Below are 25,044 nucleotides of genomic sequence, written 5' to 3'. Positions count from 1 at the left end.
GTATAGGTTCGCCCTGTCGCACCTCTTCCTACGAAGATCCGTAGTCACCCATCAAGTCATGACATTCCCCAGACTCTCCACACTCGCTCCGCTGCTCTGCCTCTTCGTCGCCACGCAGAGCTCGGCGTTCAACCTCATCACCGAAGACGAAGCCCGGCTGCCCTCGGCCTACCAGGAAAGCAAGCGCGCCGGACTCACCCGCGGCCCCGGCATCGACGTGGCCAGCCCGGCCGGCACCGTGCAGAAGAACGGACTCGCATTGAAGGTGCAGTTCAAGTCGCGCGGCGGCGTTGCGATCGACCCGAAGACGGTGCGTGTGGTCTATATGAAGAACCCCACCATCGATCTCACCGATCGCATCCGCACGCATGTCAGCGGCACCGGCATCGAGCTCGACGGCGCGCAGGTGCCGGCGGGCGCGCACCAGTTGCGCGTGGAAGTCGGCGATGCCGAAGGCCGCGTGAGCAGCAAGCTCGTCGACTTCAACGCGCAGTGAGCGCTTCTCCGAAGCCGGCCTTGGCACCGGTCAAGCCCGAGGCCGATGCCGCGTCGATACCGTGCCCGTACTGCACGGAGAAGATCGCCCCGGCCGCGATCGTCTGCAAGCACTGCCACCGCGACCTGATCTTCTTCATGCCGCTGCGGCGCGACATCGAGGCGCTGAAGTCGCGCATCGAAAGCCTGGAGACCCAGAACAAACGGCTCACTGCGCTGCTGGTCGGGGACGATCCGGCGGAGGTGGTCGCACGCGCCGCGGAAGCGGTGCCCGCGACTCGCGACAGCGAAGCCGCGCCGAGCAGGTTCGCGATTGCGGGATTCCTTTTGCTGCCGGTGTTCCTGCTGGTGGCCGCGCATGCCGTGATCGTCATGTGGCTCGACCTGTCGCAGTTCTACCTGCGCATCGTGTCGGTCGCGCTGCCGGTGTGCACGGGCTTCGTGATGTCGGCGCGGTTCCGCGTTCGCCTCGCGTGGCAGTGGCTGATGGCCGCGGCCATCGGCGCGATCGCGGTCACGCTCATGACCGTGGTGGTCGCCTACAGCGACGACCAGCCGCTCGCACCGCAGAATGCGCGCGAGTGGCACGAGGTCATCTACTACGTGCTGAGCATCGCCTTCGGGCACATGACGGGCATCCTCGCTGCGCTCGCGGCTTTCCACCGGCGCAACAACGCCGTGGACCACCTGTCGGTGCGCCTCGCCGCCGCGTTGACCGCCGACACGCCGGCGCAGGGACGCACGCAGCGGCTGCGGCGCTATACCGAGTCGATCCGCGAGTTCATCACGCTGGTGACGCCGATCCTCACCGCGCTGGTGTCGATTGCCACGGGTGTGCTGAGCCTCATGAAGAAGTGACGCCCGACGCCCCTGGCGGCGCCGGGCGAAGGCGAGCCCCTCCGATTGGATGGTCATGAACGACAAGCAGGATGCGGCCTGACAATGCAGAAGGACTGCCCTCGGCCTTCCCCGTGGACAGGTGCTATCTCGGCTGGCAGGACTCACTGCAAAACGTGGCACGGCTGGTCGAGCCGGAGATCAACGAGTAGCCAGCCCCCGGGGCTAGGGACCGGCTTCAGTCAGAGCCGCTCGATGATCGTCACGTTCGCCATGCCCCCGCCCTCGCACATGGTCTGCAGCCCGTAGCGCTTGTTGCGCTGCGCGAGCGCGTGAACCAGCGTGGTCATCAGCTTGGTGCCCGAGGCGCCCAGCGGATGGCCCAGTGCAATCGCGCCGCCGTTGACGTTCAGCCGGTTCGGGTCGGCGTCCAGGGTCTGCAGCCAGGCCAGCGGCACGGGCGCAAAGGCCTCGTTGACCTCGTACAGGTCGATGTCGCCGATCTTCATGCCGGCCTTTTTCAGGGCGCGTTGCGTCGCGGGAATCGGTGCCTCCAGCATGATCACCGGGTCGTGCCCGATCACGCTCATGTGGTGCACGCGCGCCAGCGGCTTCACACCCAGCGTCTTCAGCCCGCGCTCATTGACCACCATCACGCCGCTCGCGCCGTCGCAGATCTGGCTGGCGGTGGCCGCGGTGCAGCGGCCACCTTCGGCGATGAGCTTGACGCCCGCGATGCTCTCCAGCGTGGCGTCGTAGCGGATGCCTTCGTCGGTGGTGTGCATGTCGCCCGGCTCGGTGCCGTCGCTCATGCGCGCGGCCACGGGCACGATCTCCTTGTCGAAGAGGCCGGCCTTGGTGGCGGCGATGGCGTTGCGGTGGCTGTGCAAGGCATAGGCATCGAGCTCCATCTTCTCGATGCCGTAGTTCCTGGCGATCATCTCCGCGCCGGTGAACTGGCTGAACTGGACATCGGGATAGCGCTGCTGCATCAGCGGGCTCACGTAGAAGCCCAGGCCGTTCTTCAGCGGCAGCGTGCTCGGCGTGCCCATGGGCACGCGCGTCATGCTCTCGACGCCCGCGGCGATCACGATGTCCATGCTGCCCGACATCACGGCTTGCGCCGCGAAATGCAGCGCCTGCTGCGACGAGCCGCACTGGCGGTCGACCGAGGTCGCCGGCACCGACTCGGGCAGGCGCGATGCCAGCACCGCATTGCGCGCGATGTTCGAGGCCTGCTCGCCCACCTGGCCGACGCAGCCCATGATGACGTCCTCGACCAGCGCGGGGTCGATGTCGGTGCGTGCCATGAGGGCGTTGAGCACCTGCGCGGCGAGGTCGGCAGGGTGCCACCCGGAAAGGCGGCCGTTGCGGCGGCCGCCGGCGGTGCGCGCGGCAGCGACGATGTAGGCTTCGGGCATGAAGGTCTCCAGTTGCTTTCGGGGGTGAAATTATCTCGGCGCCATGCGGATCGCGCCATCCAGGCGAACGCTCTCGCCGTTGAAGTAGCCGTTGGTGACCATCAACTCGGCCAGCGCGGCGTACTCCGCCGGTTTGCCCAGCCGCTTGGGGAACGGCACCGAGGCCGCCAGCGCCGCCTTCACGTTGTCCGGCGCGCCCTGCAGCAGCGGCGTGTCGAAGATGCCCGGCAGGATGGTGTTGACGCGGATACCTTCGCTCATCAGGTCGCGCGCGATCGGCAGCGTCATGCCGACGATGCCGGCCTTCGACGCGGTGTAGGCCGCCTGCCCCATCTGCCCGTCCTGCGCCGCCACCGAGGCGGTGTTGACGATGGCGCCGCGCTCGCCGTCTTCCAGCGCGTCGAGCGTGAGCATGCCGGCCGCCGACTTGGCAATGCAGCGGAAGGTGCCGACCAGGTTGATCTGGATGATGCGGTCGAAGTTGGCGAGCGGAAAGTGCTTGATCTCGCCCGAAGTCTTGTCGCGGCTCGCGGTCTTCACCGCATTGCCGGTGCCGGCGCAGTTGACCAGCACGCGCTCCTGCCCGTGCGCGGCGCGCGCCTTGGCAAAGGCCGCGTCGACCTGCTCTTCGGAGGTCACGTCGACCTTGCAGAACACGCCGCCCAGTTCCTTCGCCAACGCCTCCCCCTGCTCGGCATTGAGGTCGAACAGCGCGACCTTCACGCCATGGCTGGCCAGGCGGCGCGCGGTGGCGGCCCCGAGGCCCGAGGCGCCGCCCGTGACGACGGCGGCAATGCTGGAATCGAGTTGCATCTTTGCTTGCCCTTGGATGGATTTGTCGCGGGCCAGTTTAGGCAGCAGAATCGATCGCCGAAATCGTCGGAAGCGACGGAATTTCAAGGCGCCCACCCCCGTTTGCGATGCCTTCCTCCCCCAGGATTCTCGAAACCAAGCTCAGCCCGCCGGCCCTCGCCGCCACGCAGGTGCTGCGCACCGCCATCCGCGAAGAGATTGCTGCGGCCACCGTGAAGCTGGTGCTGGTGCGCGCCCCGGCCGGCTTCGGCAAGACCACCGCCATGGCGCAGATCCGCGAGCGCATGGACGCACAGGGCATCGCCACCGCCTGGCTCACGCTGGACCGGGCCGACAACGACGTCTCGCGCTTTCTCAACTGCCTGGCCGAGGCCGTGCTGCGCCTGGGCGTGGAAGAGCCGCGCACCAACGGCCCCTTCGACGCCGTGGCCGCGCTGGCCGCACACGACGCGCCTTTCACGCTCTTCCTCGACGACTTCGAGGTGGTGCAGGAGCCCGCCGTGCTGGGCCTGGTGCGCGAGATCATCGAGCAGCTGCCGCGCCGCGGGCAGCTCGTGATCGGTTCGCGCGGTCTGCCCGACCTGAGCCTGGGGCGGCTGCGTGCGCGCGGCCAGCTGATGGAGATCGACACCGACCGCCTGCGCTTCACGCTCGAAGAGACCAGCGCCTTCTTCGGCCTGCGCCAAGCCCATGCGCCCCAGGCCCTGCAGGCGCTGCCCGCCGACCTGCTCTCGCAACTGCACCACAAGACCGAAGGCTGGGTGGCCGCCATATGGCTCGCGTCGATGGCACTGGAGCGGCACGGCATCGAGACCGGCTTTGTCGAGCGCTTCTCGGGCTCCGACCGCGCCGTGGCCGAGTACCTGGCCGAAGACGTGCTCGCGCACCAGCCCGAGGAGGTTCGCGACTTCCTGCTGCGCACCAGCATCCTGCGCCAGCTCGACGCCTCGGTGTGCCAGGCGCTGAACCCGCGTGTCGACTGCGCGGCCATTCTCGAGCGGCTGGCCGCGGCCAATCTTTTTCTCACGCCCGTGAGCGGCGATGGCCGCGCGTGGCGCTACCACAGCCTGTTCGCCGACTTCCTGCGCGCGCAGCTGGCGCGCGAGCTGCCCGGCGAGATCGAACGCCTGCACCTCGCGGCCTCGGGCTGGTACGAATCGCAGGACCGCCCCGTGCCCGCCATCGACCATGCGATCGAAGGCGGCGACCATCCCCATGCGCTGACCCTGCTCGACAGCTGCGCAGCACAGTTCCTCGAACAGGGCCGCATGCGCATGCTCGCGCGCTGGTTCTCGGCCATTCCGGATCACCAGCTGCGCGCGCACCCGTTCCTGCAACCGATCGCGCTGTGGGCCACCTGCTTCACGCACGGGCCGTGGGAGGCGATGCAGATGCTCGAGCAATCGGGCTGCATCGACAGCGCCATTCCTGAAGTTCGCGCGAGTGCGCACACGCTCGTGCCGCTGCTGCTGGCCATGCAAGACCGGCACGACGAGGCCTACGAGGTCGGACGCCAAAGCCTCGCGCGCCTGCCCACCGGACTGGCCTTTGCCGACAGCGTGCTGCTCAATGCCATGGCCCACATCCTGGCCGTGCGCGGCGACCAGCGCGAGGCGCAGCGCCTGCTCGACGCCGCACGCCGCGAGCAGGGCAACAGCACCTTCAACCGCATGTACACCGAGTCGCTCGCCGGCCTGTTCGACCTGCTCGAAGGCCGCCTGCGCCAGGCCACAGCGCGGCTGCGCATGGCCGTCGACACCACGCATGCCGTGTCGTACAACCACAGCCACGGCAACGCATGGGCCGGCGTGCTCTATGCCGGCGTGGTGTACGAGTCGAACCAGCTGCCGCAGGCCGACCACCTGCTGAACGTGTACCTGCCGCTCGCGCGCGACGTGGGCCTGCCCGACCACATGATCCTGAGCCACGTGATGCGCTCGCGCATTGCGTTCCACGCCGGCGACATCGATGCGGCCTTCCAGGCGCTGACCGAGCTCGAATACCTCGGCCACCACCGCCAGCTGCCCCGCGTGGTGGCCGGCGCCAAGCTGGAGCGCTCGCGCATGCTGCTGCTGCAGGGCAACGGCCCCGCATCGCGCGACGAGCTGCTGCGCGCCGGCGACCCCGAGCTGTGGGAACGCGAGCGCCGCCAACGCCTGCTCGCACACGACCTCGACTACCTGGCGCTGGCCAAGGCGCGGTGGGAGATCGTGTTCGGCGACGCACGCGCCGCGCTGGCCGTGCTCGACGCCGAGATCCACGCCGCCGTCGCATCGACCCGCAACCGCCGCGTCCTCAAGCTGCGCGTGCTGCGCGCGATGGCGCTGCAACGCATGGGCGAGATGGCCGCCGCCATCGAGGAGATCGGCGCCGCGCTGCAGACCGCGAGCCAGGAAGGCTTCATGCGGCTGATCCTCGATGAAGGGCCGGCGGTGGGGACGCTGGTGCAGCGGTATGCGAATGCGGCGATGCAGGAGGCTGCTTCTGCATCTCCTTCGACGCATGGCGATCCGATCCTGGCGGACTATCTACAGCGGTTGCTGCAGGCGATGGGGCCGATGGCGCCAGCCGACGCGGAGGCGACATCGACTGGCGATGCGATCAAGGAGCCACTCACGCGCAAGGAGATTCGCGTGCTGCAGCTGTTGGCCGAGGGGTACTCGAACAATGCGATGGCAGAAAAGCTGTTCGTTTCCGACAGCACCGTTCGCACGCATCTGCGGAATATCAACATGAAGCTGGATGCGAAGAGCCGGACGCAGGCTGTGGCGATTGCGCGGAGGCTGGGCGTGATCCGCTAGTTACGGCGCCTTCGCAGCATTCTCACCACCCCAACCGATGCGCTCTGAAATCAGGGCCGCAAGAAGGGGAACCCATACGTTGGATGGCGCTTGAAGGCCCATCATCGGCGGCCGGCCTCCAAGTTGAAAGGCTCCGTTTGCCCCACGACTACGGAAATCGGTGATACCGCCCCCACCCCGCATTCCCTAGCATTCCTGTCAGAACAGCACAGGTGCAAGTCGAGCAATGCCCAGAGGTATCCCCAACCCAGCTGCCATGTACGGCATTGCGCCCCGCCGCTGGGGCTTCGAAGTCTCGCTCGTGCGCAACGGCACTCGCTACTACAGGCAGTTCGGCAAGGCCAGCTACGGCAGCCTGGAGCAGGCCTTGCTCCAGGCGCAGGACTGGCGCGACGCCGTGGTCCGCAGCGTGCCGCCGGTGGCACGGCGCACCCGTGCAGAAAAGCTCCGGGCCAACAACACCACCGGCATTTCAGGCGTCTTTTGCCAGGTCGCATCCGGCGGCAGGGTGCGGGCCTGGACCGCCAAGACCTGCATCGGGCGGAACGAAATACTCCGTGTCGATTTCCCGGTCGAGGCCGTGGGCAAGGCGGCGCAGGCGCTGGCCGCCGAGGAACGCGCGAGGCAGCTGGACCGGATGCCGGGACTGGCACGGCTGCATCCGGCCGAGGAAGCGATCCGCCAAGGCATGACGGTGCAGCCGGCGGGGCCGCGCGCGCCCAAGCGCTCGAAGTCGGAGATCACCCGCAGCACCAACTCCAGCGGTGTCAGCGGGGTCCAGTTCAAGACGCCCAATGCCGGCCATCCCGGCTACTGGCTCGCCACCACCTTCACCGCGGGCAAGGGCAGTGTGTGCAAGGCCTTCTCGGTGAAGGCGCATGGCTACGACATGGCAAAGCGCCTGGCGATTGCCGAGCGCGAGCGGCAGCTGGCCCGGAAGTTCGACGATGCCGGGAAACAGGCATCGTCCGATCGTTTCTTCCGGCGCGAGGCCGGCGGCCCAATGGTCCGGCCATGACGCTCAAGCCTCTTCACCAACTGCTGCGGGTGGCCTCGCACCTGCTGGACCAGGCCGCGGCGGAAGTGCGCAACAAAAACCTGGACCCCGTCACCGGGAACATCGAAAGAATCGGCCGCGCATTGATCGAGGTGATGGAGGTGCAACGAAAGATCTTTGACTTGCACCCCGAGCTTCGGCCCAAGTCGCTCGCGGCGTCGGACCGGGAGGCCGACGCCAACAAGCTCTTCACCCGGTTCATGCTCGAAGCGCTGGCGCTGGAAGACGTGGGCAACACCGTGGCCGCGGTCGAGCGGTACACGCGGTTCATCGGCATCTCGCCCTCCTACCACCACCGCGAGATCGCACGGGCCGAGATTCGCCGGCTGTCCGAGGCGGCTGCCCTGGCCGGGGCGTTCAGAGCGCCCGCGAAATCACCTCTTTCATGATCTCGTTGGTGCCGCCGTAGATGCGCTGCACCCGGGCGTCGGCGTACATGCGCGCGACCATGTATTCGTTCATGAAGCCGTAGCCGCCGAAGAGCTGCAGGCATTCGTCCACCACGCGGCCCTGGGTTTCGGAGCCCCAGAGCTTGGCCATCGAAGCGGTGGCGGTGTCGAGCTTGCCGGCCACCAGGTCTTCGACGCAGCGGTCGATGAAGGCACGGCCCACCTTGATCTGCGTGGCGATCTCGGCCAGCTTGAACCTGGTGTTCTGGAACTCGGCAATCGGCTTGCCGAAGGCCTTGCGGTCGCGCACGTAGTCGAGCGTGGCCTGGTAGGCGCCTTCCATGGTGGCGAGCGCGCTCACGCCGATGATGGTGCGCTCGTAGGGCAGGTCGCCCATGAGCTGGAAGAAGCCCTGCCCTTCCTGGCCGCCCAGCAGCGCATCGGCCGGCACGCACACATCGTCGAAGAAGAGCTCGGAGGTGTCCTGCGCCTTCATGCCGATCTTGTCGAGCACGCGGCCGACGCGAAAGCCCTGGCAGCCCTCGGTCTCGACGATGAGGATCGACGTGCCCTTCGCGCCCTGCGTCGGGTCGGTCTTGCACACCACCAGCACCACGCCGGCGAGGTAGCCGTTGGTGATGAAGGTCTTCGAGCCGTTGATGACGTAGCCGCCCTCCTTCTTCTCGGCGCGGGTGCGTATGCCCTGCAGGTCGGAGCCGGCGCCGGGCTCGGTCATGGCGATGGCGCCGACCAGCTCGCCGCGCGCCATGCGCGGCAGGTAGCGGCGCTTCTGTTCCTCGGTGCCGTGGTTGAGGAAGTAGTGCGCCACGATGGCATGCACCGAGGTGGCCATGCCGGTGAGGGCGCGGCGCGACATTTCTTCGTAGAACACGGCCTCGTGGCGGAAGTCGCCGCCGGCGCCGCCGTAGACCTCGGGGACGTCGGCGCACAGCAGGCCGAGCGCGCCGGCCTTGCGCCAGACCTCGTGGCCCACGTGGCCGCGCTTGCGGGCCTCCTCGTCGTGCGGGAGCACTTCGGTTTCGATGAAGCGCACCACGGTGTCGCGGTAGAGCTCCAGGTCTTCATCGCTCCATGAGCGGCGGAAGTCGATGGGCATGGGTGGGCTCCTTGATGGTCTCTGGGATGGATCGTCAGTCCACGCGGCGAACGCCCCAGCGGCGCAGCATGGCCTCGCCGTCGTCGTGCGCGGTGGCCGGCGGCACGACGGGTGCGGTGCGGCTGAAGCGCGGCGCGGGCGCAGGCTGCACCACGCCGCCGACCTCCACGAAGGTGCCGCGCGCCACGTTGTGCGGGTATTCGGGCGCCTCGTCCCAATCGAGCACGGGCGCGAAGCAGGCGTCGCTGCCCTCGAGCAGCACGCACCATTCGTCGCGCGTGCGGGTGCGGAACACGTCGGCCATGCGCAGCTTGAGCAACGGCCAGCGGTCGGTGTCCATCTGCGCGTCGAAAGCGGTGTCGTCGGCGATGCCGCAGCGCTCGCGCAGCAGCGCGTAGAACTGCGGCTCGATAGCGCCCACGGCCACGTACTTGCCGTCGGCGCAGGCATAGGTGTCGTAGAAGTGCGCGCCGCCGTCGAGCATGTTCTCGCCGCGCTGGTTGCTCCACAGGCCGGCCGACTTGAAGCCGTACATCATGGACGACAGCAGTGCCGCGCCGTCGGTCATGGCGGCATCGACCACCTGCCCCTGGCCCGAGCCCTTCGCCTCATGCAGCGCGGCGAGGATGCCGAAGGCCAGCAGCATCGCGCCGCCGCCGAAGTCGCCCACGTAGTTGAGCGGCGGCACGGGCGCCTCGCCGGAGCGGCCGATGGCGTGCAGCGCGCCGCTGATGGCGATGTAGTTGATGTCGTGGCCCGCCGCATGGGCGAGCGGCCCGTGCTGGCCCCAGCCGGTCATGCGGCCGTAAACCAGGCGCGGGTTGCGCGCATGGCATTCGGCGGGGCCGAGGCCGAGACGCTCCATCACGCCGGGGCGAAAGCCCTCGATGAGCACGTCGGCCTTGGCGATGGCGTCGAGCATGGGTGGCGCCGCGCCTTCGGCGCGAAGGTCGACCTGCAGCGTGCTGCGTCCGCGCGCAAGGATGTCGTGCAGCGCCGTCCGCGTGCCGGGCCGTTCGATGCGGATCACCTCCGCGCCCATGTCGGCGAACAGCATCGCGCAGAAAGGCCCGGGGCCGAGGCCCGCCATCTCGATCACCCGCAGTCCCTGCAGTGGACCTGCCATGTCCGTCTCCTGTGGCGCCACGCCGGCGGCCTGTTGCGTGCAGGCATCTTGGCGCGGGGGCGGCCTCGGGAGCATCGTCCAAAGCGACGAATGCAGCAACAGCGGGTGTGGCAGGCGTCATGCCGCCCCGGCCGCGGCGCGCAGCTTCGCCGGTTTCCGTAGTTTGGGCCCACACCCGGGATAGTCCTCTCCAGTGCCCGCGCGCAGCCGCGGAAAATCCCTGTCCGGGAGTTGTTCAGTGCGCCAAAGAATGCGCTGCCCTCAACGGAGAGCAACATGCACGCCACCACCCCGGGTTTCTCGCACGCCAGCGTCGAACGGCTGTGCGACTACGAGCTGCCCGCCCCACCGGCCCGCGCTGCGCCGGCGGCCCCTCTCTTTCCGGACGCCAACGACGCCGGAGACCTCGCACTGACCTGGTGGCTGTGGATGGACGAGGTGGGCAAGAGCATGTGGCGCCACTGCGACGCCTGGCGCGGGCAGTACCTCGGCCATCCGACGACCAAGGGCCCTTCGGGCGGCGCCTGAACCGGCCTGGCCTGTTCAGGCCGCCACGGCTTCCCGCGCCGGCAGCGCCTTCGCCGGCACCGGCATGTGCTGCGCCCAGTCGATGATCTCCAGCGTGCCGTCGGCATGCTCGGCCAGCGCCGTGAGGCTCTCGACCCAGTCGCCGTCGTTGCAATAGAGGATGCCGTCGATGTCGCGCATCTCGGCGTGGTGGATGTGGCCGCAGACCACGCCCTGCACGCCGCGCTTGCGGGCCTCGCGCGCCACGGCGTTCTCGAAGTCGCCCACGTAGCTCACGGCACGCTTGACCTTGCCCTTGAGGTATTTGGAAAGCGACCAGTACGGCAGCCCCATGCGCGCGCGCAGCGAGTTGAGGTGGCGGTTCAGCTTGAGCGTGAATTCGTAGAGCGAATCGCCCACGTGGGCGAGCCACTTGGCGCACTGGATCACGCCGTCGAACAGGTCGCCGTGGATGATCCAGAGCTTGCGGCCGTCGGCGGTCTCGTGGATCCATTCCTCGGCCACGTCGATGCCGCCGAAGTTGTGGTGCAGGTACTTGCGGGCGAACTCGTCGTGGTTGCCGGGAATGAAGATCACGCGCGTGCCCTTGCGCGCCTTGCGCAGCAGCTTCTGGATCACGTCGTTGTGCGCCTGCGGCCAGTACCAGTGGCGCTTGAGCTGCCAGCCGTCGATGATGTCGCCGACCAGGAACAACGTTTCGCACTCGGTGTGCTTGAGGAAGTCGAGCAGCGCCCGGGCCTGGCAGCCGGGGGTGCCCAGGTGCAGGTCGGAGATCCAGAGCGTGCGGAAGTGCAGCGGTGGACGCAGGCGATCGTCGTCCTCCGGTTCCGAGGCCCGGGTCGCGGTGTCGCGCCATGCGCGCAGGAAAGCGTCGTCGCGTTGCATGGACGGGTAGGCTCCCACCTTCGCGTGACGCCGCGATGGCACACCCGTGACATCCCGGTGACGCGTGGCCCGATGGCAACGCCACAATCGCGCGATGCGCCCTGGCCAGATCATCGTTCTCGCAACCCCGGTGTTCTTCCTGCTGATCGCGATCGAGCTCGCGGTGGGCCGCGTGCGGGCGCGCCGCGGCACCGGGCAGGACACCTACCGGCTGGCCGATGCGGTCAACAGCATCGGGCTGGGCATGCTGAGCCAGATCAGCGCGGTGCTGACCGGGCTGCTGCGCATCGGCATCTACACGGCCGTGTATTCGGCGGTGGCGCTGTTCCCCCCCGAGACGGCCCGCGACTTCTGGACCACCTGGTACGGCTGGCTGCTGGCGCTGGTGTTCTACGACTTCTGCTACTACTGGCTGCACCGCATGGGCCACGAGTCGGCGGTGCTGTGGGCGGCGCATGTGGTGCACCACCAGAGCCAGCACTACAACCTCTCGACCGCGCTGCGCCAGACCTCGAGCGGCGCGCTGCTGGGCTGGGTGTTCTACCTGCCGATGGCCATTGCCGGCGTGCCGCCGCTGGTGTTCGGCGTGGTGGCGCTCGTCGACCTGCTCTACCAGTTCTGGGTGCACACCGAGCAGGTCGGCAAGCTCGGCTGGTTCGACCGCTGGTTCTGCTCGCCCTCGAACCACCGCGTGCACCATGCGGTGAACGACGGGTACCTCGACCGCAACTACGGCGGCATCCTGATCATCTGGGACCGCCTGTTCGGCAGCTTCCGGGAGGAAGGCGAACGCTGCGTCTACGGCACGCGCAGCCAGCTCGGCAGCTGGGACCCGCTGTGGGCGAATGCCGAGGTGTACTGGGCGCTGGCCAAGGATTCGTGGCATGCGCGCAGCTGGGCCGACAAGCTGCGCGTGTGGTTCAAGCCGCCCGGCTGGCGGCCGGCCGACGTGGCGGCGCGCTTTCCGAAGCCGGCCTTCGACATCGCGAAGGTGACGCGCTACGAGCCGCCTGTGAGCCCAGGGGTGAAGTGGTTTGCCGGGCTGCAGTTCCTGGTGCTGCTGAACACGGTGGCTGTCTTCCTGTGGTTTTCCGATGGCTTGCCGCTGCCGCAGGCTGCCGTGTGGCTCGCCGCGCTGACGGCGAGCCTGTGGGCCATCGGCGGCGTGCTGCAGGGGCGCTTCTCGGTCACCGAGGTGCTGCTGGTCGAGGCGGCCGCGCTGGCCACCGCGAGCGCGGCGCTGGGCATCGGCTGGCTGCACCACATCGGCAAGCCGCTGGCATTGGCGATCGCCATCTTCCTTGCGGCCAGGCGCGCGATGAAGGCGGGTGCCGTGACGCGCTTCGACGGTCTTCTGCTGGCCGGGCTGGCCGCCTCGCTGGCGGGCGATGTGCTGCTGATGGGGTCTGCGAAGCTGTTCGTGCCCGGGCTTGTCTGCTTCCTGCTCGCCCACCTGGCGTACATCGCGTTGTTCCGCATCGGCGTCGGCATGTTCCCGCGCCGCGGGGCGCTGGTGGCGACGCTGCTGATCGGCGTGGCGATGTATGCGTTCCTTTGGCAGGGCGGACTGCCGCCGGCCTTGCGCATCCCGGTCGGGATCTACGTGGTGGTGATCGCCGGCATGGCGGCGCAGGCCATCGGGCGGGCGGCGGTGCTGCGCCATACCGATCCGTCAGCGTTGTGGGTGGCGGTGGGCGCGTGCTTCTTCATGCTGAGCGATGCGCTGCTGGCGACCAACCGTTTTGTTTCGGCGCTGCCGCTGGCCTCGCTCTGGGTGCTGGCGACTTACTACGCCGCGCAGGTACTGATCGTGCGGCACGCGCGCCCGACGGCTTGACTTGCTCCCTCCCCTCCCGGGGGAGGGTTGGGGTGGGGGCAAGCGGCGTACCCATCGAGCGCTCTGCCTGCCCCCATCCCAACCTTCCCCCAGAGGGGGAAGGAGCGAAAAACCGAACCTAATCCGGGCAGCGCTGGATTTCCACCGTCGAGTGGCGGATTTCCTCGTGCATCGAGAAGCAGGCGCGCACCTCGTCGGCCGTCAGCGTCGGCGAGTGCGTCACGACGGTGAGCGCGCAGGCGTAGGCATCGCGGCCGACGCGCCAGACGTGCAGGTCGGCGACGCGGGTTTCCGAACCGGCCAGGGTGGTTTCCACGCCTTCGCGGATCTCGGCCGTGACGGGATGGTCCATCTCGCGGTCAAGCAGCACCTTGCCGGTTTCCTTCAGCAGCCCCTTGGCCCAGAGTGCCACGAGTACGGCGCCGACGATGCCCATCGCCGGGTCGAGCCAGGCCCAGCCGTAGAACCAGCCACCCAGCAGCGCCGCGATGGCGAGCACCGAAGTGGCGGCATCGGCCACCACGTGCAGGTAGGCGGAGCGCAGGTTCAGGTCGTGGCCATGTTCGTGGTGATGGTGGTGGCCGTGGGCATGGTGATGCCCGTGATCGTGGTCGTGGTGCGTGCCGCCCAGCAGCCGCGCGCAGACCAGGTTGACCACCAGCCCCAGCACGGCGACGGCCACCGCCTCGGGGTAATGGATCGCAGAGGGCGACCACAGCCGTTCGAGCGAGCCCGCCACCATCAGCGCCGCGACGCCGAGCAGCAGCAGCGCGCTCACAAAGCCGCCCAGCACCTCGATCTTCCAGGTGCCGAAGGCAAAGCGCGGGTCGCGCGCGTAGCGCCGCGCCGCCGCATAGGCAAAGGCGCTCAGGCCGATGGCCAGCGCGTGCGAACTCATGTGCCAGCCGTCGGCCAGCAGCGCCATCGAGTTGAACCACCAGCCGGCGCCGATCTCGATCACCATCATCGTGGCGGTGATCCACATCACGAGGCGGGTGCTGCGCTCGGCCGAAGCATTGCCGGCACCGAAGTGGTGGTCGTGCTGCCAGGCGCTCAGGTCATGGGTGTGCATGGGTTTGCCTCAAGCTCCGAAAAGATCCTGTCCGTCGGAACGGCTCGACGGCGGCGTCACGCCCAGGTGGCGGTAGGCCGCCAGCGTGGCGATGCGGCCGCGCGGCGTGCGCTGCAGGTAGCCCTGTTGGATGAGGTAGGGCTCGATCACGTCCTCGATGGTGTCGCGCTCCTCGCCGATGCTGGCCGCCACGTTGTCCAGGCCGACCGGGCCGCCGTCGAAGCGGTGGATCACGGCTTCGAGCAGCTTGCGGTCCATCAGGTCGAAACCCTGCGGATCGACGTCGAGCATGGCCAGCGCCTTGTGGGCGATGTCCTCGGTGATGCGGCCGTCGCCCTTGACCTCGGCATAGTCGCGCACGCGGCGCAGCAGGCGGTTGGCGATGCGGGGCGTGCCGCGCGAGCGGCGGGCAATTTCGAAGCCGCCGGCGGCGTCGGTCTCGACCTTGAGCAGGCCGGCGCTGCGCCGCACGATCAGCGCGAGTTCCTCGGGCGTGTAGAACTCCAGCCGGGCGACGATGCCGAAGCGGTCGCGCAGCGGGTTGGTCAGCATGCCGGCGCGGGTGGTGGCGCCCACCAGGGTGAAGGGCTGCAGGTCGAGCTTGATGCTGCGCGCCGCGGGGCCCTCGCCGATCATGATGTCGATCTGGTAGTCCTCCAGCGCGGGATACAGGATTTCCTCGACGACCGGGCTCAGGCGGTGGATCTCGTCGATGAAGAGCACATCGTTCGGCTCGAGGTTGGTCAGGAGCGCCGCCAGGTCCTTGGGCTTTTCGAGCACGGGGCCCGATGTCTGGCGCAGGTTGACGCCCAGTTCGGCCGCGATGATGTGCGACAGCGTGGTCTTGCCCAGGCCTGGCGGGCCGAACAGCAGGACGTGGTCGAGCGCCTCCTTGCGCTTGCGCGCGGCGCCGATGAAGATTTCGAGCTGCTCGCGCACCTTGGCCTGGCCGACGTATTCGTCGAGCAGCTTGGGGCGCAAGGCCCGCTCGATCGCCTCTTCGTTGGGCGAGGCGGGGGCGGCGGACACCACGCGTTGAGGGGCGGGTGCGAAATCGTCGGTCTGGATCGTCATTTGGTGAGTTTTCGGACTGAGTTTAGTGCCTGCCACACTGGCAGAATGCTCCGGCCATATAACAAACGAGGGGAAGCCAGCACGTGTCAATCTACGAACTGAAGCCGCGCTTCCAGGCCCTGCTGCGGCCGCTGGTGGTCCGCCTGCATGTCATGGGCGTCACGGCCAACCAGGTCACGCTGGCGGCGTGCGTCGTGTCGGTCGCCCTCGGGCTCTGGCTTTTCTTCGCGGCGCCCTACCTCTCATCCTTCGCGGCCTTCGGGCTCATCCCCGCCTGGATGTTCCTGCGCATGGCCTTCAACGCCATCGACGGCATGCTGGCGCGCGAGCACAACCAGCAGAGCAGGCTGGGCGCCTTCCTCAACGAACTGACCGACGTGGTCTCCGATGCCGCGCTCTACCTCCCCTTCGCGCTGGTGCAGCCCTTCAGCCCGTTCTGGGTCGGCACGGTGATCGTGCTGGCCGGGCTGAGCGAGTTCGCCGGCGCGCTCGGCCCCACGGTGGGAGCCTCGCGCCGCTACGACGGGCCGCTGGGCAAGAGCGACCGGGCCTTCGTGTTCGGCGCGCTCGGCCTCTACGTGGCGCTGGGCTGGCCGCTGCCGGGCTGGACGGCCTGGCTGATGCCGCTGGCCGCGGCGCTCGTGGCCTGGACCACCGTCAACCGCATCCGCCGCGCATTGGCCGAAGCCGATGCCGCAGGCAGCCACTGAACAAAAACCAGAATCGACAGGGATTCCATGACCGACACCATTCCACGCATTGCCGCCGAGCACCACTTCCAGACGCACGACGGCGAATCGCTTTTCTACCGCCACTGGCCTGCCACGGGCGCCACGCGCCGCGGCGCCATCGTGCTGTTCCACCGCGGCCATGAGCACGGTGCGCGCATGGCGCACCTGGTCGACGAGCTGAACCTGCCCGATTTCGACTTCTTCGCCTGGGACGCGCGCGGCCACGGCCGTTCGCCCGGCCAGCGCGGCTACAGCCCGAGCTTCGGCACCTCGGTGCGCGACGTGCAGACCTTCGTCCACCACATCGGCAGCGCGCACGGCGTGCCCGAAGAGGACATCCACGTCGTCGCGCAAAGCGTGGGCGCGGTGCTGATCGCGACCTGGGCCCACGACTACGCGCCCAAGGTGCGCGGGCTCACGCTGGCCTCGCCGGCCTTCAAGGTGAAGCTCTACGTGCCGTTCGCGCGCGCCGGCTTGGGTCTGATGCACAAGCTGCGCGGACTCTTCTTCGTCAACAGCTACGTGAAGGCGAAATTCCTCACGCACGACCCGGCACGCATCGCGAGCTACGAGAGCGATCCGCTGATCTCGCGGCCCATCGCGGTCAATATCCTGCTGGGCCTCTACGAAGCGGCCGACCGCGTGGTGGCCGACGCCAATGCGATCACGCTGCCGGTGCAGTTGCTGATCTCGGGCGCCGACTGGGTGGTGCACCACAAGCCGCAGCACCAGTTCTTCGAGCGGCTGGGCAGCGCGGTCAAGACCAAGACCGAACTGCCGGGCTTCTTCCACGACACGCTGGGCGAGAAAGACCGGGCGCCGGCCGTCCAGTCGATCCGCGAATTCATCCTGCAGCGCTTCGACGCGCCGGCCGTGCCGGTCGACCGCCGTGCGGCGCACCTGAGCGGCGACACGGCTGACGAGTCGCGCGCCTTGGCCGAACCGCTCTCGCCCCTGTCGGCGCGCGGCGCCTACTGGGCCATGACGCGCGGGGGCTTGCGCGTTGGCGGCACGCTGTCGAACGGCATTGCGCTTGGCCACGAGACCGGCTTCGATTCGGGCAGCACGCTCGACTACGTCTACCGCAACCACCCGCACGGCAAGGGGCCGCTGGGCCGGTCCATCGACAACACGTACCTGAACTCGATCGGCTGGCGCGGCATCCGGCAGCGCAAGATCCACGTCGAGGAGCTGCTGCGCATCGCGATGGAGCGGCTGGCCGAGATGCACCGCGAGGTGCGGGTGATGGACATTGCCGCCGGCCACGGCCGCTATGTGCTCGACGCGGTGCTCGCGAGCCCGGTCAAGGCCAGTTCGATCCTGCTGCGCGACTACAGCGACATCAATGTGCGCGACGGCCGCGCACTGATCGCCGAGAAGGGCCTCGAGGACGTTGCGCAGTTCGTGCAGGCCGACGCCTTCGACCGCATCAGCCTCGCGAGCGTGACGCCACGGCCCACGCTGGCGGTGGTGTCGGGCCTCTACGAGCTCTTCCCCGACAACGAGATGGTGCGGCGCTCGCTCGCGGGCGTGGGCGACGCGGTGGAAGACCGCGGCTACCTCGTCTACACCGGACAGCCCTGGCATCCGCAGCTCGAGATGATTGCGCGCGCGCTCACCAGCCACCGCCAGGGCGAGGCCTGGGTGATGCGCCGCCGCACGCAGGTCGAGATGGACCAGCTGGTGGAGGAAGCGGGCTTCCGCAAGATCGACCAGCGGATCGACGAGTGGGGCATCTTCACGGTTTCGCTGGCGGTGCGCACGGGGCGATGAGAACCCGGCCTGGACAACGTCCCTGGAAGCGCGCAGCCGCGTGGCTCGTGCTCCTCGGGCCGCTGTTCTATGCGACCTACGGTTTCGCCAACTGGTGGGCCACCACGCGTGCGAACGTGCCCTCGATGGCCTTCGACTGGGAGCGGCAGATACCGTTCTGGCCGTGGACGATCTTTCCGTACTGGACGATCAACGTGTTCTATGCGCTGTCGCTGTTCCTCGCGCGCAGCAAGCACGCGCTGGACCGCCATGCGCTGCGGCTCGTCACCGCGACACTGATCGCCTGCAGCTGCTTCATCGTCTGGCCGCTGCACTTCAGCTTCGGACAGCCGCCGGTCGAGGGCGCGCCGGCCTTTCTGTTCAACGCGCTGCGCGGCTTCGACCAGCCGTTCAACCAGGCGCCTTCGCTGCACATCGCGCTGGCGGTGATCCTGTGGGACTGGTACCGGCAGTTCCTGCGCGCGCTCTGGGCGCGGCTGGTGCTGCATGTGTGGGCGTTCGCGATCTGCGCATCGGTGCTCACGACCTGGCAGCACCACTTCATCGACATTCCGACCGGCGCGCTGCTGGGGGTGGTGTGCGTCTGGCTCTGGCCGCTGGAGCGCGCGGTGTCGATGCCGCATGCATGGCAACTCGCACGCGACCCGCAGCGCTGGATGCTCGCGGGCTTCTATGCCGTGGGCGCGGCGCTGCTTCTTGCCGCTGCGTTGTATGGCGGCGGCGCCTCGCTGTGGCTGGCGTGGCCGGCTGCGTCGCTTGGGTTCGTGGCACTCAACTACATCGGCTTCGGCGCGCGCGGCTTCCAGATGAACAGGCAGGGGCGCATGGGTTGGGCGGCGCGCTGGCTGTTCGCGCCCTACCGCCTGTGCGCGGCGATCAACGCCTGGCTCTGGACGCGCAAGCTGCCGGCCTCGGTCGAGGTGGTGCCCGGCCTGCGGCTGGGCCGCCGGCCGACGCATGCCGAATGGCTGGCCGCCGGCCAGCCCCGGCTGGTGAGCCTGTGTGCCGAACTGCAGATGCCGGCCGGCGTGCCGGATGCGCGCTGTGTGCCGCTGCTCGACCTGGTGGTGCCGCCGACAGTGCGCTTGCAACGCGCAGCAGCAGTCATCGAAGGCCAGCGCCGCAACGCCGCAGGCGCGCCGGTGTGGGTGTGCTGTGCGCTCGGCTTTTCGCGCAGTGCCGCCGCGGCGATCGCATGGCTGGGCCGCTACGGTTCGGCAGGCGGCCTGGCGCAGGCCGAGGACACGGTGCGCCAGGCCCGGCCGCAGATCGTTCTGCGGCGCGCATGGATGGTTTCTCTGGCGCCGCTGGGCTCCGTCACGCCAGAGGTACCGCCTCATGACTGACAACGAACGCGCCACCTGCGCAGCACTGGCCGGCCTGCTGCGCGCCTTCACGGTGCTGGCGATCTGGGGCTTCGCGCTGACATGCATCGCCGCGCTGGTGCTCGCGCTGACGCTGCGTTCGCTCTCGACCACGGCCGCCATGGGCTTCGGCGCGGCCGTGATCCTCGGGGTGCTCGAACGCTATTTCGCTTTCCGGTTGCGGCTGGACCAGGCGCTTTTCGACGACCTGGCGCGCGGCACCATCGCATCGCTGGAAACACTCGATGGCGCACTCGACAGCCTCGGCCTGCGCAATGCACAGCCATCGCAGCACATCCGTCCGCTCGACAACCGCGTGCAAGGCACCCGCCAGCTCATGCAGCGCCAAGCCATCGTGGTCGCCTGCCAGAGCGCCATGTTTCTCCTCGCCTTGATGACACAGGATCTCTCTTGACCGACGAAGACAACAACAAGAACAGCGACAAGCCCAAGCCCGAAAGCACGGTGCTGCGCCGCGCGCTCGCCATCGTCGCGGGCAAGCTGATCATCGGTGCGGCCGGGCTCCTGACCGGCGTGCGCGCCATCTGGAGCGGCACCACGCCCAAGGCCGAGCAGACGCTGTACTTCGCCAACCACACGAGCCACGGCGACTTCGTGCTGCTCTGGGCCACGCTGCCGCCCGACCTGCGCGCGCTCACCCGGCCCGTGGCGGGGCAGGACTACTGGAACGCCTCGAAGCTGCGCCAGTTCATCGGCGCCGACGTGTTCAATGCGCTGATGATCCGGCGCGACGGCTCGGGCCAGGGCGAGAACCCGGTCGAGCAGATGACGCAGGCGCTGGAGGGCGGCGACTCGCTGATCATGTTCCCCGAGGGCACGCGCAACACCGGCGACGAGATCCTGCTGCCGCTCAAGAGCGGCCTCTTCCACCTGGCGCGCGCCTGTCCCAGCGTGCGGCTGGTGCCGGTGTGGATCGAGAACCTGAAGCGCGTGCTGCCCAAGGGCACGCTGGTGCCGATTCCGCTGGCCTGCACGGTGCGTTTCGGCACGCCGATCAAGCTGGAGGAAGGCGAGGACAAGAACACGTTCATCGCCCGCGCACGCACCGCCATGCTCGACCTGCGCCCCGAATACGACCGCATCGAGCAGAACGGAGGGACCGCCTCGTGATCGAACTCTCTCCCTTCGCGTGGACCACGCTCAAGCTCTTCGGCGGCGTCTTCGGCGTGCTGCTGCTGGCCTCGGCCATCGGCGTGCTGCTCAAGTGGCGGGTGGCGAACGGCCAGCCGCATTCGGTGATCGACAACCTCAACTCGCGCGTCAACGCATGGTGGGTGATGGTGGCGGTGATCGGCCTCGCCTTCGCGTTCGGCAAGGGCGGCGTGATCGTGCTGTTCTACCTGATCTCGTTCTATGCGCTGCGCGAGTTCATCAGCCTCGCCTACACGCGGCGCGGCGACCATGCGGCGATCGCGCTCGCGTTCTTCGTTGCGCTGCCGGGGCAGTACTTCCTGATCTGGATCGAGTGGTACGGGTTGTATTCGATCTTCATCCCGGTCTATGCCTTCCTGATCCTGCCGATCCTCGCGGCGGTGGGCGGCGACACGCAGCGCTTCCTGGAGCGCACCTCGAAGATCCAGTGGGGGCTGATGGTCTGCGTGTTCTGCATCAGCCACGTGCCCGCGCTGCTCACGCTGCAGATTCCGGGTTTCGAAGGCCGCAACCTGCTCTTGATCGCTTTCCTCGTGATCGTGGTGCAAGGCAGCGACGTGCTGCAGTACGTGTGGGGCAAGCTCTTCGGCAAGCGCAAGGTCGCGCCCGAGCTGTCGCCCTCCAAGACCTGGGAAGGCCTGATCGGCGGCGTGGCGAGCGCCACCGCGCTGGGCGCGGCGCTCTACTGGGCCACGCCGTTCAACCCGTGGCAGGCTGCGCTGATGGCCTTCATGATCTGCTTCATGGGCTTCTTCGGCGGGCTGGTGATGTCGGCCATCAAGCGCGACCGCGGCGTGAAGGACTGGGGCTCGATGATCGAGGGCCATGGCGGCATGCTCGACCGGCTCGACTCGGTGATCTTCGCGGCGCCGATCTACTTTCATGCGCTGCGCTACTGGTGGGTGCCGTGAGCACGGCGCGCGCCGCCGTGAAGAAACCGGCGGCCGTCGAGCGCATTACGCACGACACGCCGGTCGAATGCACCACCGTCGCCGCATGGGAACGTTGGCTGAAGCGCCACCATGCCACCGCGGCCGGTGTGTGGATTCGCATGGCGAAGAAGGCCAGCGGCATCGCCTCCATCGACCACCCCGAGGCGCTCGAAGTCGCCCTCTGCTACGGCTGGATCGACGGCCAGCGCAAAGGCGAAGACGCGCAGCATTTCCTGCAGCGCTTCACCCCGCGCACCGCGCGCAGCACCTGGTCGAAGATCAACCGCGACAAGGTGCTGAAGCTGATCGACGACGGCCGCATGCAGCCGGCCGGCCTCGCCGAGATCGAACGCGCCCGTACCGACGGACGCTGGGACGCGGCCTACGACGCCCAGAGCGTCGCCACCGTGCCGCCCGACCTGCAGGCCGCGCTCGATGCGAACCGCAAGGCGAAGGCCTTCTTCGCGACGCTGGATTCGCGCAACCGCTATGCGGTGCTGTTCCGCACGCAGGGCGCGAAGAAGCCCGAGACCCGGGCGCGCCGCATCGCGCAGTTCGTGGAGATGCTGGCGAAGGGCGAGAAGATCCATCCCTGATCGCTGAAAGCGCGAGCGGCGCGAAGTACTGGGCGCTCAGGGATGTTTCGTTCCGGGGCGCGTGCACAGGACACCGGGTACTGCTCTCGTGCTGGCCGATCAACCACTGCTCTGAGCGAGCACACCGTCGGCGGGATCGCGCCCTGAATCACCCACAACGCATCGAAAAGCAAAGCTTCAAGCTCACTTCGCCAGCGCCTTCAGCGCCAGCTTGATCCCTTCGCTCACGGTCGCGTCCTTCGGCAACGCCTTGAGCGCCAGCGCGGCTTCCTTGTCGCTGTAGCCCAGCGCGATCAGCGCCTGCAGGATGTCGGCCTGCGCATCGGAAGCGGCATGTGCAGGCATGCCGATATCGGCGCCCAGCTTCCCCTTGAGCTCGAGCAGCAGCCGCTCGGCGGTCTTCTTGCCGATGCCCGGGATCTTCACGAGCCGGCCGAGCTCCTGCGTCGTGATCGCCTGCGACAGCTCGCCCACGCTCATGCCCGAGAGCAGGCCGAGCGCGGTGCGCGGGCCCACGCCGGTGATCTTGATGAGCTGGCGGAAAGCCGCGCGCTCCTCGGCGGTGCCGAAACCGTAGAGAATCTGCGCGTCCTCGCGCACGACGAAGTGCGTGAGCAGCGAAACGCGCTCTCCGGTGCCGGGCAGGTTGTAGAACGTGCTCATCGGCACGTCGACCTCGTATCCGACCCCGTTGCAGTCCACCACCACCTGCGGCGGGTTGCGTTCGGCCAGTGTGCCGGTGAGTTTGCCTATCATGGGTGCCCTTTTTCCTTGAAATGTCCGGCGTGATTCTGCGACACACCTTTGCTCCCCCCAACAATTCGCGCCTTGGCCATCTGTGCGGACCGCTGGACGCTCACCTGCGCCGCATCGAGGAAGCCCTGGGGGTGAAGATCGCGCACCGCCACGAGCAGTTCAAGGTCGACGGTCCCAAGGCCGGCGCGCAACGTGCGATGGATGTGCTGCAGGCACTCTACGAGATTGCCCAGCGCCCGATCGACCCGGCCGTGGTGCAGCTCACGCTCGCGGGCGATGGCTCGATGAGCGACGAGGACGCGGCCATGCTCGTCACCCGCCGTGCCGATCTGCGCGCACGCACGCCGACACAGGCCCTGTACCTCGACAACATCGCCAAGCACGACATCACCTTCGGCATCGGTCCGGCGGGCACCGGCAAGACGTATCTTGCGGTGGCGTGCGCGGTCGATGCGCTGGAGCGCGCCGCAGTGCAGCGCATCGTGCTCACGCGTCCGGCGGTAGAGGCGGGCGAGCGCCTCGGCTTCCTGCCGGGCGACCTGACGCAGAAGGTCGACCCCTACCTGCGCCCGCTGTACGACGCGCTCTACGACCTGATGGGCTACGAGAAGGTGCAGAAGGCCTTCGAGCGCAATGCGCTCGAGATCGCGCCGCTGGCCTTCATGCGCGGACGCACGCTGAACAACGCTTTCGTGATCCTCGACGAAGCGCAGAACACCACGGTCGAGCAGATGAAGATGTTCCTCACGCGCATCGGCTTCGGCGCAAAGGCCGTGGTGACGGGCGACGTGAGCCAGATCGACCTGCCCAAGCAGCAGCTGAGCGGGCTGATCGACGCCGAGCGCGTGCTGCGGCGCGTGAGCGGCATCGCGATCACGCACTTCACGAGTGCCGACGTGGTGCGGCATCCGCTGGTCGCCAAGATCGTCGACGCCTACGACGGCCAGCGCAAGCGCGCCGGCGCGCATTGAAATGAAACTCCCCCAGGCTTCGCGCACTTCGTGTCGCTACGCCCACCCCCTCGCCGGGGGCGACACCGGCGGCCCGGCAAAGCCGGTTCCGCGGTGTCCCGCGAACTGGCCGCGCCGGTTTCATGCAATACGGGTGGCGCTTGGCACCATGGAAAACTGAGATGACGCTGCCCGCACTTTCCCTCTCGCTGCAGTTCGCGCGCTTCAAGGGCGTCGAACGACATCGCGCCGCCCTGCCGCGCCACAGCGTGACGCGCTGGATCCGCCATGCGCTCGACATCGACGGCGAGATCACGGTGCGCATCGTCGATGCCGAGGAAGGCCAGCGGCTGAACCGCGAATTCCGCGGCAAGGACTACGCGACCAACGTGCTGACCTTCGACTATGCACAGAGCCCCGTGGCGATGGCCGACCTGGTGCTGTGCGCGCCGGTGATCGCGCACGAGGCGAAGGAACAGCGCAAGACGCTGGCCGCGCACTACGCGCACATGCTGGTGCACGGCACGCTGCATGCGCAGGGCTGGGACCACGAGACCAGCGAGGCCGATGCCGAGGAGATGGAGGCGTACGAAATCCAGATCCTCGCGGAGTTGGGCATCCGCAACCCCTACGGCAAGGGATGATGACCACTGCGGGCACCGATCCCTGGCTGCCCCGCTGGCTGCCGTTGCTGCGGGAGCGGGCCGGCGAAGACCCGGTGCTCGAACTGGGCTGCGGCACCGGGCCCGACAGCGCCACGCTGGTCGATGCAGGCCTGCGCGTCGTGGGCGTCGAGTTGTCGTCTGAGGCCGTGGAGAAGGCCCGCCAGCGCGTGCCGGCCGGCGCGCAGTTCCATTGCCAGGACTTCCGCGAGCCCTTTCCGCTGCCTGCCGGCCGCACGGTCGGCGTGGTGCTCGCCAGCCTGTCGCTGCACTACTTCGCGTGGGACGAGACACTGGCGCTGGTACGACGCATCCACGGCGTGCTGCGCCCGGACGGCCTGCTGCTGTGCCGACTCAACTCGGTCAACGACCTCCAATTCGGCGGCCGCGGACCGACGTCCAGCGGCAGGGACGAGGATTTCTTCTACCTCGTCGACGGCATGCCCAAGCGCTTCTTCGACCGCGACGCGGTGCAGCGGCTCTTTGCCGACGGCTGGCGCATGCGGCACCTGGAAGAAATGACGATCGAGCGCTACGCGCAATCGAAGGTCGTGTGGGAGGCGGTGCTTGAGCCTAGGGCCTGTTAACGCTATGCAAGGGGTCGCGTTGCTTCGCAAAGGGGCTGGCTGCAAGGCGCCCGCGCGCAGCAAGGCTG

The 25,044-nt window shown here is 68.2% G+C and carries 25 protein-coding genes; 17 read left to right on the top strand and 8 right to left on the bottom strand.

Going from position 1 to position 25,044, the window contains the following annotated elements; translation table 11 throughout:
- Nucleotides 1-58 precede the first annotated feature (58 nt).
- Both AC1DXX_RS16900 and AC1DXX_RS16895 read left to right on the top strand, forming a co-directional pair.
- A complete protein-coding gene (locus tag AC1DXX_RS16900) occupies nt 59-496 on the top strand; it encodes a hypothetical protein (RefSeq protein WP_478135359.1) in 438 nt (145 codons plus the stop codon).
- The gene (locus AC1DXX_RS16895) at nt 493-1,353 is read left to right on the top strand and encodes a hypothetical protein (protein WP_478135358.1); all 861 of its coding nucleotides are present in this window, start codon (nt 493-495) and stop codon (nt 1,351-1,353) included. The genes AC1DXX_RS16900 and AC1DXX_RS16895 overlap by 4 nt, the downstream gene beginning before the upstream one ends.
- Nucleotides 1,354-1,574: 221 nt before the next feature.
- On the opposite strand, the gene AC1DXX_RS16890 is transcribed toward AC1DXX_RS16895, so the two are convergent.
- Nucleotides 1,575-2,753 carry an acetyl-CoA C-acetyltransferase gene (locus AC1DXX_RS16890; RefSeq protein WP_478135357.1) on the bottom strand — a complete coding sequence of 393 codons (1,179 nt, stop codon included), beginning with the start codon at nt 2,751-2,753 and terminating at the stop codon, nt 1,575-1,577.
- Between the two features lie 30 nt (nt 2,754-2,783).
- Nucleotides 2,784-3,566 carry an SDR family NAD(P)-dependent oxidoreductase gene (locus AC1DXX_RS16885; RefSeq protein WP_478135356.1) on the bottom strand — a complete coding sequence of 261 codons (783 nt, stop codon included), beginning with the start codon at nt 3,564-3,566 and terminating at the stop codon, nt 2,784-2,786.
- Nucleotides 3,567-3,673: 107 nt separating this feature from the next.
- On the opposite strand from AC1DXX_RS16885, the gene AC1DXX_RS16880 reads away from it, so the two are divergent.
- The 3 genes from AC1DXX_RS16880 to AC1DXX_RS16870 all read left to right on the top strand — a co-directional run bounded on the left by AC1DXX_RS16880 (nt 3,674) and on the right by AC1DXX_RS16870 (nt 7,813).
- A complete protein-coding gene (locus tag AC1DXX_RS16880) occupies nt 3,674-6,367 on the top strand; it encodes a winged helix-turn-helix domain-containing protein (protein ID WP_478135355.1) in 2,694 nt (897 codons plus the stop codon).
- 226 nt (nt 6,368-6,593) lie between these two features.
- Nucleotides 6,594-7,385: an AP2 domain-containing protein gene (locus AC1DXX_RS16875; protein WP_478135354.1), complete on the top strand. Its 792-nt coding sequence runs from the start codon at nt 6,594-6,596 to the stop codon at nt 7,383-7,385.
- Nucleotides 7,382-7,813 (top strand): hypothetical protein, encoded by a 432-nt coding sequence (locus AC1DXX_RS16870; RefSeq protein ID WP_478135353.1) that lies wholly within the window; start codon nt 7,382-7,384, stop codon nt 7,811-7,813. The genes AC1DXX_RS16875 and AC1DXX_RS16870 overlap by 4 nt, the downstream gene beginning before the upstream one ends.
- On the opposite strand, the gene AC1DXX_RS16865 is transcribed toward AC1DXX_RS16870, so the two are convergent.
- Together AC1DXX_RS16865 and AC1DXX_RS16860 are read right to left on the bottom strand one after the other, a co-directional pair.
- Complete coding sequence (locus AC1DXX_RS16865; protein ID WP_478135352.1) at nt 7,782-8,930, bottom strand: acyl-CoA dehydrogenase family protein; 1,149 nt, start codon at nt 8,928-8,930, stop codon at nt 7,782-7,784. The two genes, AC1DXX_RS16870 and AC1DXX_RS16865, sit on opposite strands and share 32 nt — an antisense overlap.
- A gap of 34 nt (nt 8,931-8,964) precedes the next feature.
- On the bottom strand, nt 8,965-10,056 hold the full coding sequence (locus AC1DXX_RS16860; protein WP_478135351.1) for a CaiB/BaiF CoA transferase family protein: 1,092 nt from the start codon (nt 10,054-10,056) through the stop codon (nt 8,965-8,967).
- A 276-nt stretch (nt 10,057-10,332) separates the two neighbouring features.
- Here AC1DXX_RS16860 and AC1DXX_RS16855 point away from each other — a divergent pair, with 276 nt between their 5' ends.
- Nucleotides 10,333-10,584, top strand: coding sequence for a hypothetical protein (locus AC1DXX_RS16855; RefSeq protein ID WP_478135350.1), 252 nt, complete (start codon nt 10,333-10,335; stop codon nt 10,582-10,584).
- 15 nt (nt 10,585-10,599) lie between these two features.
- Here the strand turns inward: AC1DXX_RS16855 and AC1DXX_RS16850 are convergent, their stop codons facing one another.
- A complete protein-coding gene (locus tag AC1DXX_RS16850) occupies nt 10,600-11,469 on the bottom strand; it encodes a UDP-2,3-diacylglucosamine diphosphatase (protein ID WP_478135349.1) in 870 nt (289 codons plus the stop codon).
- Nucleotides 11,470-11,563: 94 nt separating this feature from the next.
- Between AC1DXX_RS16850 and AC1DXX_RS16845 the strand changes: the two genes are divergently transcribed.
- Nucleotides 11,564-13,306, top strand: coding sequence for a lysoplasmalogenase family protein (locus AC1DXX_RS16845; protein ID WP_478135348.1), 1,743 nt, complete (start codon nt 11,564-11,566; stop codon nt 13,304-13,306).
- A gap of 118 nt (nt 13,307-13,424) precedes the next feature.
- On the opposite strand, the gene dmeF is transcribed toward AC1DXX_RS16845, so the two are convergent.
- On the bottom strand, nt 13,425-14,378 hold the full coding sequence (gene dmeF / locus AC1DXX_RS16840; protein WP_478135347.1) for a CDF family Co(II)/Ni(II) efflux transporter DmeF: 954 nt from the start codon (nt 14,376-14,378) through the stop codon (nt 13,425-13,427).
- Between the two features lie 9 nt (nt 14,379-14,387).
- Nucleotides 14,388-15,452, bottom strand: coding sequence for a Holliday junction branch migration DNA helicase RuvB (ruvB, locus tag AC1DXX_RS16835; RefSeq protein WP_478135346.1), 1,065 nt, complete (start codon nt 15,450-15,452; stop codon nt 14,388-14,390).
- A gap of 83 nt (nt 15,453-15,535) precedes the next feature.
- Between ruvB and AC1DXX_RS16830 the strand changes: the two genes are divergently transcribed.
- The 7 genes from AC1DXX_RS16830 to AC1DXX_RS16800 are packed head-to-tail and all read left to right on the top strand — an operon-like array spanning nt 15,536 to nt 22,021.
- Nucleotides 15,536-16,162 (top strand): CDP-alcohol phosphatidyltransferase family protein, encoded by a 627-nt coding sequence (locus AC1DXX_RS16830; RefSeq protein WP_478135345.1) that lies wholly within the window; start codon nt 15,536-15,538, stop codon nt 16,160-16,162.
- A gap of 27 nt (nt 16,163-16,189) precedes the next feature.
- A complete protein-coding gene (locus AC1DXX_RS16825) occupies nt 16,190-17,956 on the top strand; it encodes a bifunctional alpha/beta hydrolase/class I SAM-dependent methyltransferase (protein WP_478135344.1) in 1,767 nt (588 codons plus the stop codon).
- Nucleotides 17,953-19,302: a phosphatase PAP2/dual specificity phosphatase family protein gene (locus AC1DXX_RS16820; RefSeq protein WP_478135343.1), complete on the top strand. Its 1,350-nt coding sequence runs from the start codon at nt 17,953-17,955 to the stop codon at nt 19,300-19,302. Before AC1DXX_RS16825 ends, AC1DXX_RS16820 begins: the two co-directional genes overlap by 4 nt.
- Nucleotides 19,295-19,735 (top strand): hypothetical protein, encoded by a 441-nt coding sequence (locus tag AC1DXX_RS16815; RefSeq protein WP_478135342.1) that lies wholly within the window; start codon nt 19,295-19,297, stop codon nt 19,733-19,735. Before AC1DXX_RS16820 ends, AC1DXX_RS16815 begins: the two co-directional genes overlap by 8 nt.
- Nucleotides 19,732-20,451, top strand: a complete 720-nt coding sequence (locus AC1DXX_RS16810; protein WP_478135341.1) for a lysophospholipid acyltransferase family protein — start codon at nt 19,732-19,734, stop codon at nt 20,449-20,451. Before AC1DXX_RS16815 ends, AC1DXX_RS16810 begins: the two co-directional genes overlap by 4 nt.
- On the top strand, nt 20,448-21,404 hold the full coding sequence (locus AC1DXX_RS16805) for a phosphatidate cytidylyltransferase (RefSeq protein ID WP_478135340.1): 957 nt from the start codon (nt 20,448-20,450) through the stop codon (nt 21,402-21,404). Before AC1DXX_RS16810 ends, AC1DXX_RS16805 begins: the two co-directional genes overlap by 4 nt.
- A complete protein-coding gene (locus tag AC1DXX_RS16800) occupies nt 21,401-22,021 on the top strand; it encodes a YdeI/OmpD-associated family protein (protein WP_478135339.1) in 621 nt (206 codons plus the stop codon). The genes AC1DXX_RS16805 and AC1DXX_RS16800 overlap by 4 nt, the downstream gene beginning before the upstream one ends.
- Before the next feature lie 183 nt (nt 22,022-22,204).
- Here the strand turns inward: AC1DXX_RS16800 and ruvA are convergent, their stop codons facing one another.
- On the bottom strand, nt 22,205-22,777 hold the full coding sequence (gene ruvA / locus AC1DXX_RS16795; protein WP_478135338.1) for a Holliday junction branch migration protein RuvA: 573 nt from the start codon (nt 22,775-22,777) through the stop codon (nt 22,205-22,207).
- A 20-nt stretch (nt 22,778-22,797) separates the two neighbouring features.
- Here ruvA and AC1DXX_RS16790 point away from each other — a divergent pair, with 20 nt between their 5' ends.
- The 3 genes from AC1DXX_RS16790 (at nt 22,798) to AC1DXX_RS16780 (ending at nt 24,976) form a co-directional block, all read left to right on the top strand.
- Nucleotides 22,798-23,748 carry a PhoH family protein gene (locus AC1DXX_RS16790; RefSeq protein ID WP_478135337.1) on the top strand — a complete coding sequence of 317 codons (951 nt, stop codon included), beginning with the start codon at nt 22,798-22,800 and terminating at the stop codon, nt 23,746-23,748.
- Between the two features lie 161 nt (nt 23,749-23,909).
- On the top strand, nt 23,910-24,371 hold the full coding sequence (ybeY, locus tag AC1DXX_RS16785) for an rRNA maturation RNase YbeY (RefSeq protein ID WP_478135336.1): 462 nt from the start codon (nt 23,910-23,912) through the stop codon (nt 24,369-24,371).
- Entirely contained in the window at nt 24,368-24,976 is a 609-nt protein-coding gene (locus AC1DXX_RS16780) for a class I SAM-dependent methyltransferase (RefSeq protein ID WP_478135335.1), read from the top strand. Before ybeY ends, AC1DXX_RS16780 begins: the two co-directional genes overlap by 4 nt.
- The last annotated feature ends 68 nt before the right edge of the window (nt 24,977-25,044 follow it).

It is taken from the genome of Variovorax sp. P4_B10 (genome assembly GCF_056402375.1).
Note: the sequence above shows the minus strand (reverse complement) of the source record. Positions and strands in the feature narration are given on the sequence as shown.

Coding starts and splice junctions, on each gene's coding strand:
- AC1DXX_RS16900 (WP_478135359.1), top strand. CDS start 59: ATGACATTCCCCAGACTCTCCACACTCGCTCCGCTGCTCTGCCTCTTC.
- AC1DXX_RS16890 (WP_478135357.1), bottom strand. CDS start 2,753: ATGCCCGAAGCCTACATCGTCGCTGCCGCGCGCACCGCCGGCGGCCGC.
- AC1DXX_RS16885 (WP_478135356.1), bottom strand. CDS start 3,566: ATGCAACTCGATTCCAGCATTGCCGCCGTCGTCACGGGCGGCGCCTCG.
- AC1DXX_RS16880 (WP_478135355.1), top strand. CDS start 3,674: ATGCCTTCCTCCCCCAGGATTCTCGAAACCAAGCTCAGCCCGCCGGCC.
- AC1DXX_RS16875 (WP_478135354.1), top strand. CDS start 6,594: ATGCCCAGAGGTATCCCCAACCCAGCTGCCATGTACGGCATTGCGCCC.
- AC1DXX_RS16870 (WP_478135353.1), top strand. CDS start 7,382: ATGACGCTCAAGCCTCTTCACCAACTGCTGCGGGTGGCCTCGCACCTG.
- AC1DXX_RS16865 (WP_478135352.1), bottom strand. CDS start 8,930: ATGCCCATCGACTTCCGCCGCTCATGGAGCGATGAAGACCTGGAGCTC.
- AC1DXX_RS16860 (WP_478135351.1), bottom strand. CDS start 10,056: ATGGCAGGTCCACTGCAGGGACTGCGGGTGATCGAGATGGCGGGCCTC.
- AC1DXX_RS16855 (WP_478135350.1), top strand. CDS start 10,333: ATGCACGCCACCACCCCGGGTTTCTCGCACGCCAGCGTCGAACGGCTG.
- AC1DXX_RS16850 (WP_478135349.1), bottom strand. CDS start 11,469: ATGCAACGCGACGACGCTTTCCTGCGCGCATGGCGCGACACCGCGACC.
- AC1DXX_RS16845 (WP_478135348.1), top strand. CDS start 11,564: ATGCGCCCTGGCCAGATCATCGTTCTCGCAACCCCGGTGTTCTTCCTG.
- dmeF (WP_478135347.1), bottom strand. CDS start 14,378: ATGCACACCCATGACCTGAGCGCCTGGCAGCACGACCACCACTTCGGT.
- ruvB (WP_478135346.1), bottom strand. CDS start 15,452: ATGACGATCCAGACCGACGATTTCGCACCCGCCCCTCAACGCGTGGTG.
- AC1DXX_RS16825 (WP_478135344.1), top strand. CDS start 16,190: ATGACCGACACCATTCCACGCATTGCCGCCGAGCACCACTTCCAGACG.
- AC1DXX_RS16820 (WP_478135343.1), top strand. CDS start 17,953: ATGAGAACCCGGCCTGGACAACGTCCCTGGAAGCGCGCAGCCGCGTGG.
- AC1DXX_RS16815 (WP_478135342.1), top strand. CDS start 19,295: ATGACTGACAACGAACGCGCCACCTGCGCAGCACTGGCCGGCCTGCTG.
- ruvA (WP_478135338.1), bottom strand. CDS start 22,777: ATGATAGGCAAACTCACCGGCACACTGGCCGAACGCAACCCGCCGCAG.
- AC1DXX_RS16790 (WP_478135337.1), top strand. CDS start 22,798: ATGTCCGGCGTGATTCTGCGACACACCTTTGCTCCCCCCAACAATTCG.
- ybeY (WP_478135336.1), top strand. CDS start 23,910: ATGACGCTGCCCGCACTTTCCCTCTCGCTGCAGTTCGCGCGCTTCAAG.
- AC1DXX_RS16780 (WP_478135335.1), top strand. CDS start 24,368: ATGATGACCACTGCGGGCACCGATCCCTGGCTGCCCCGCTGGCTGCCG.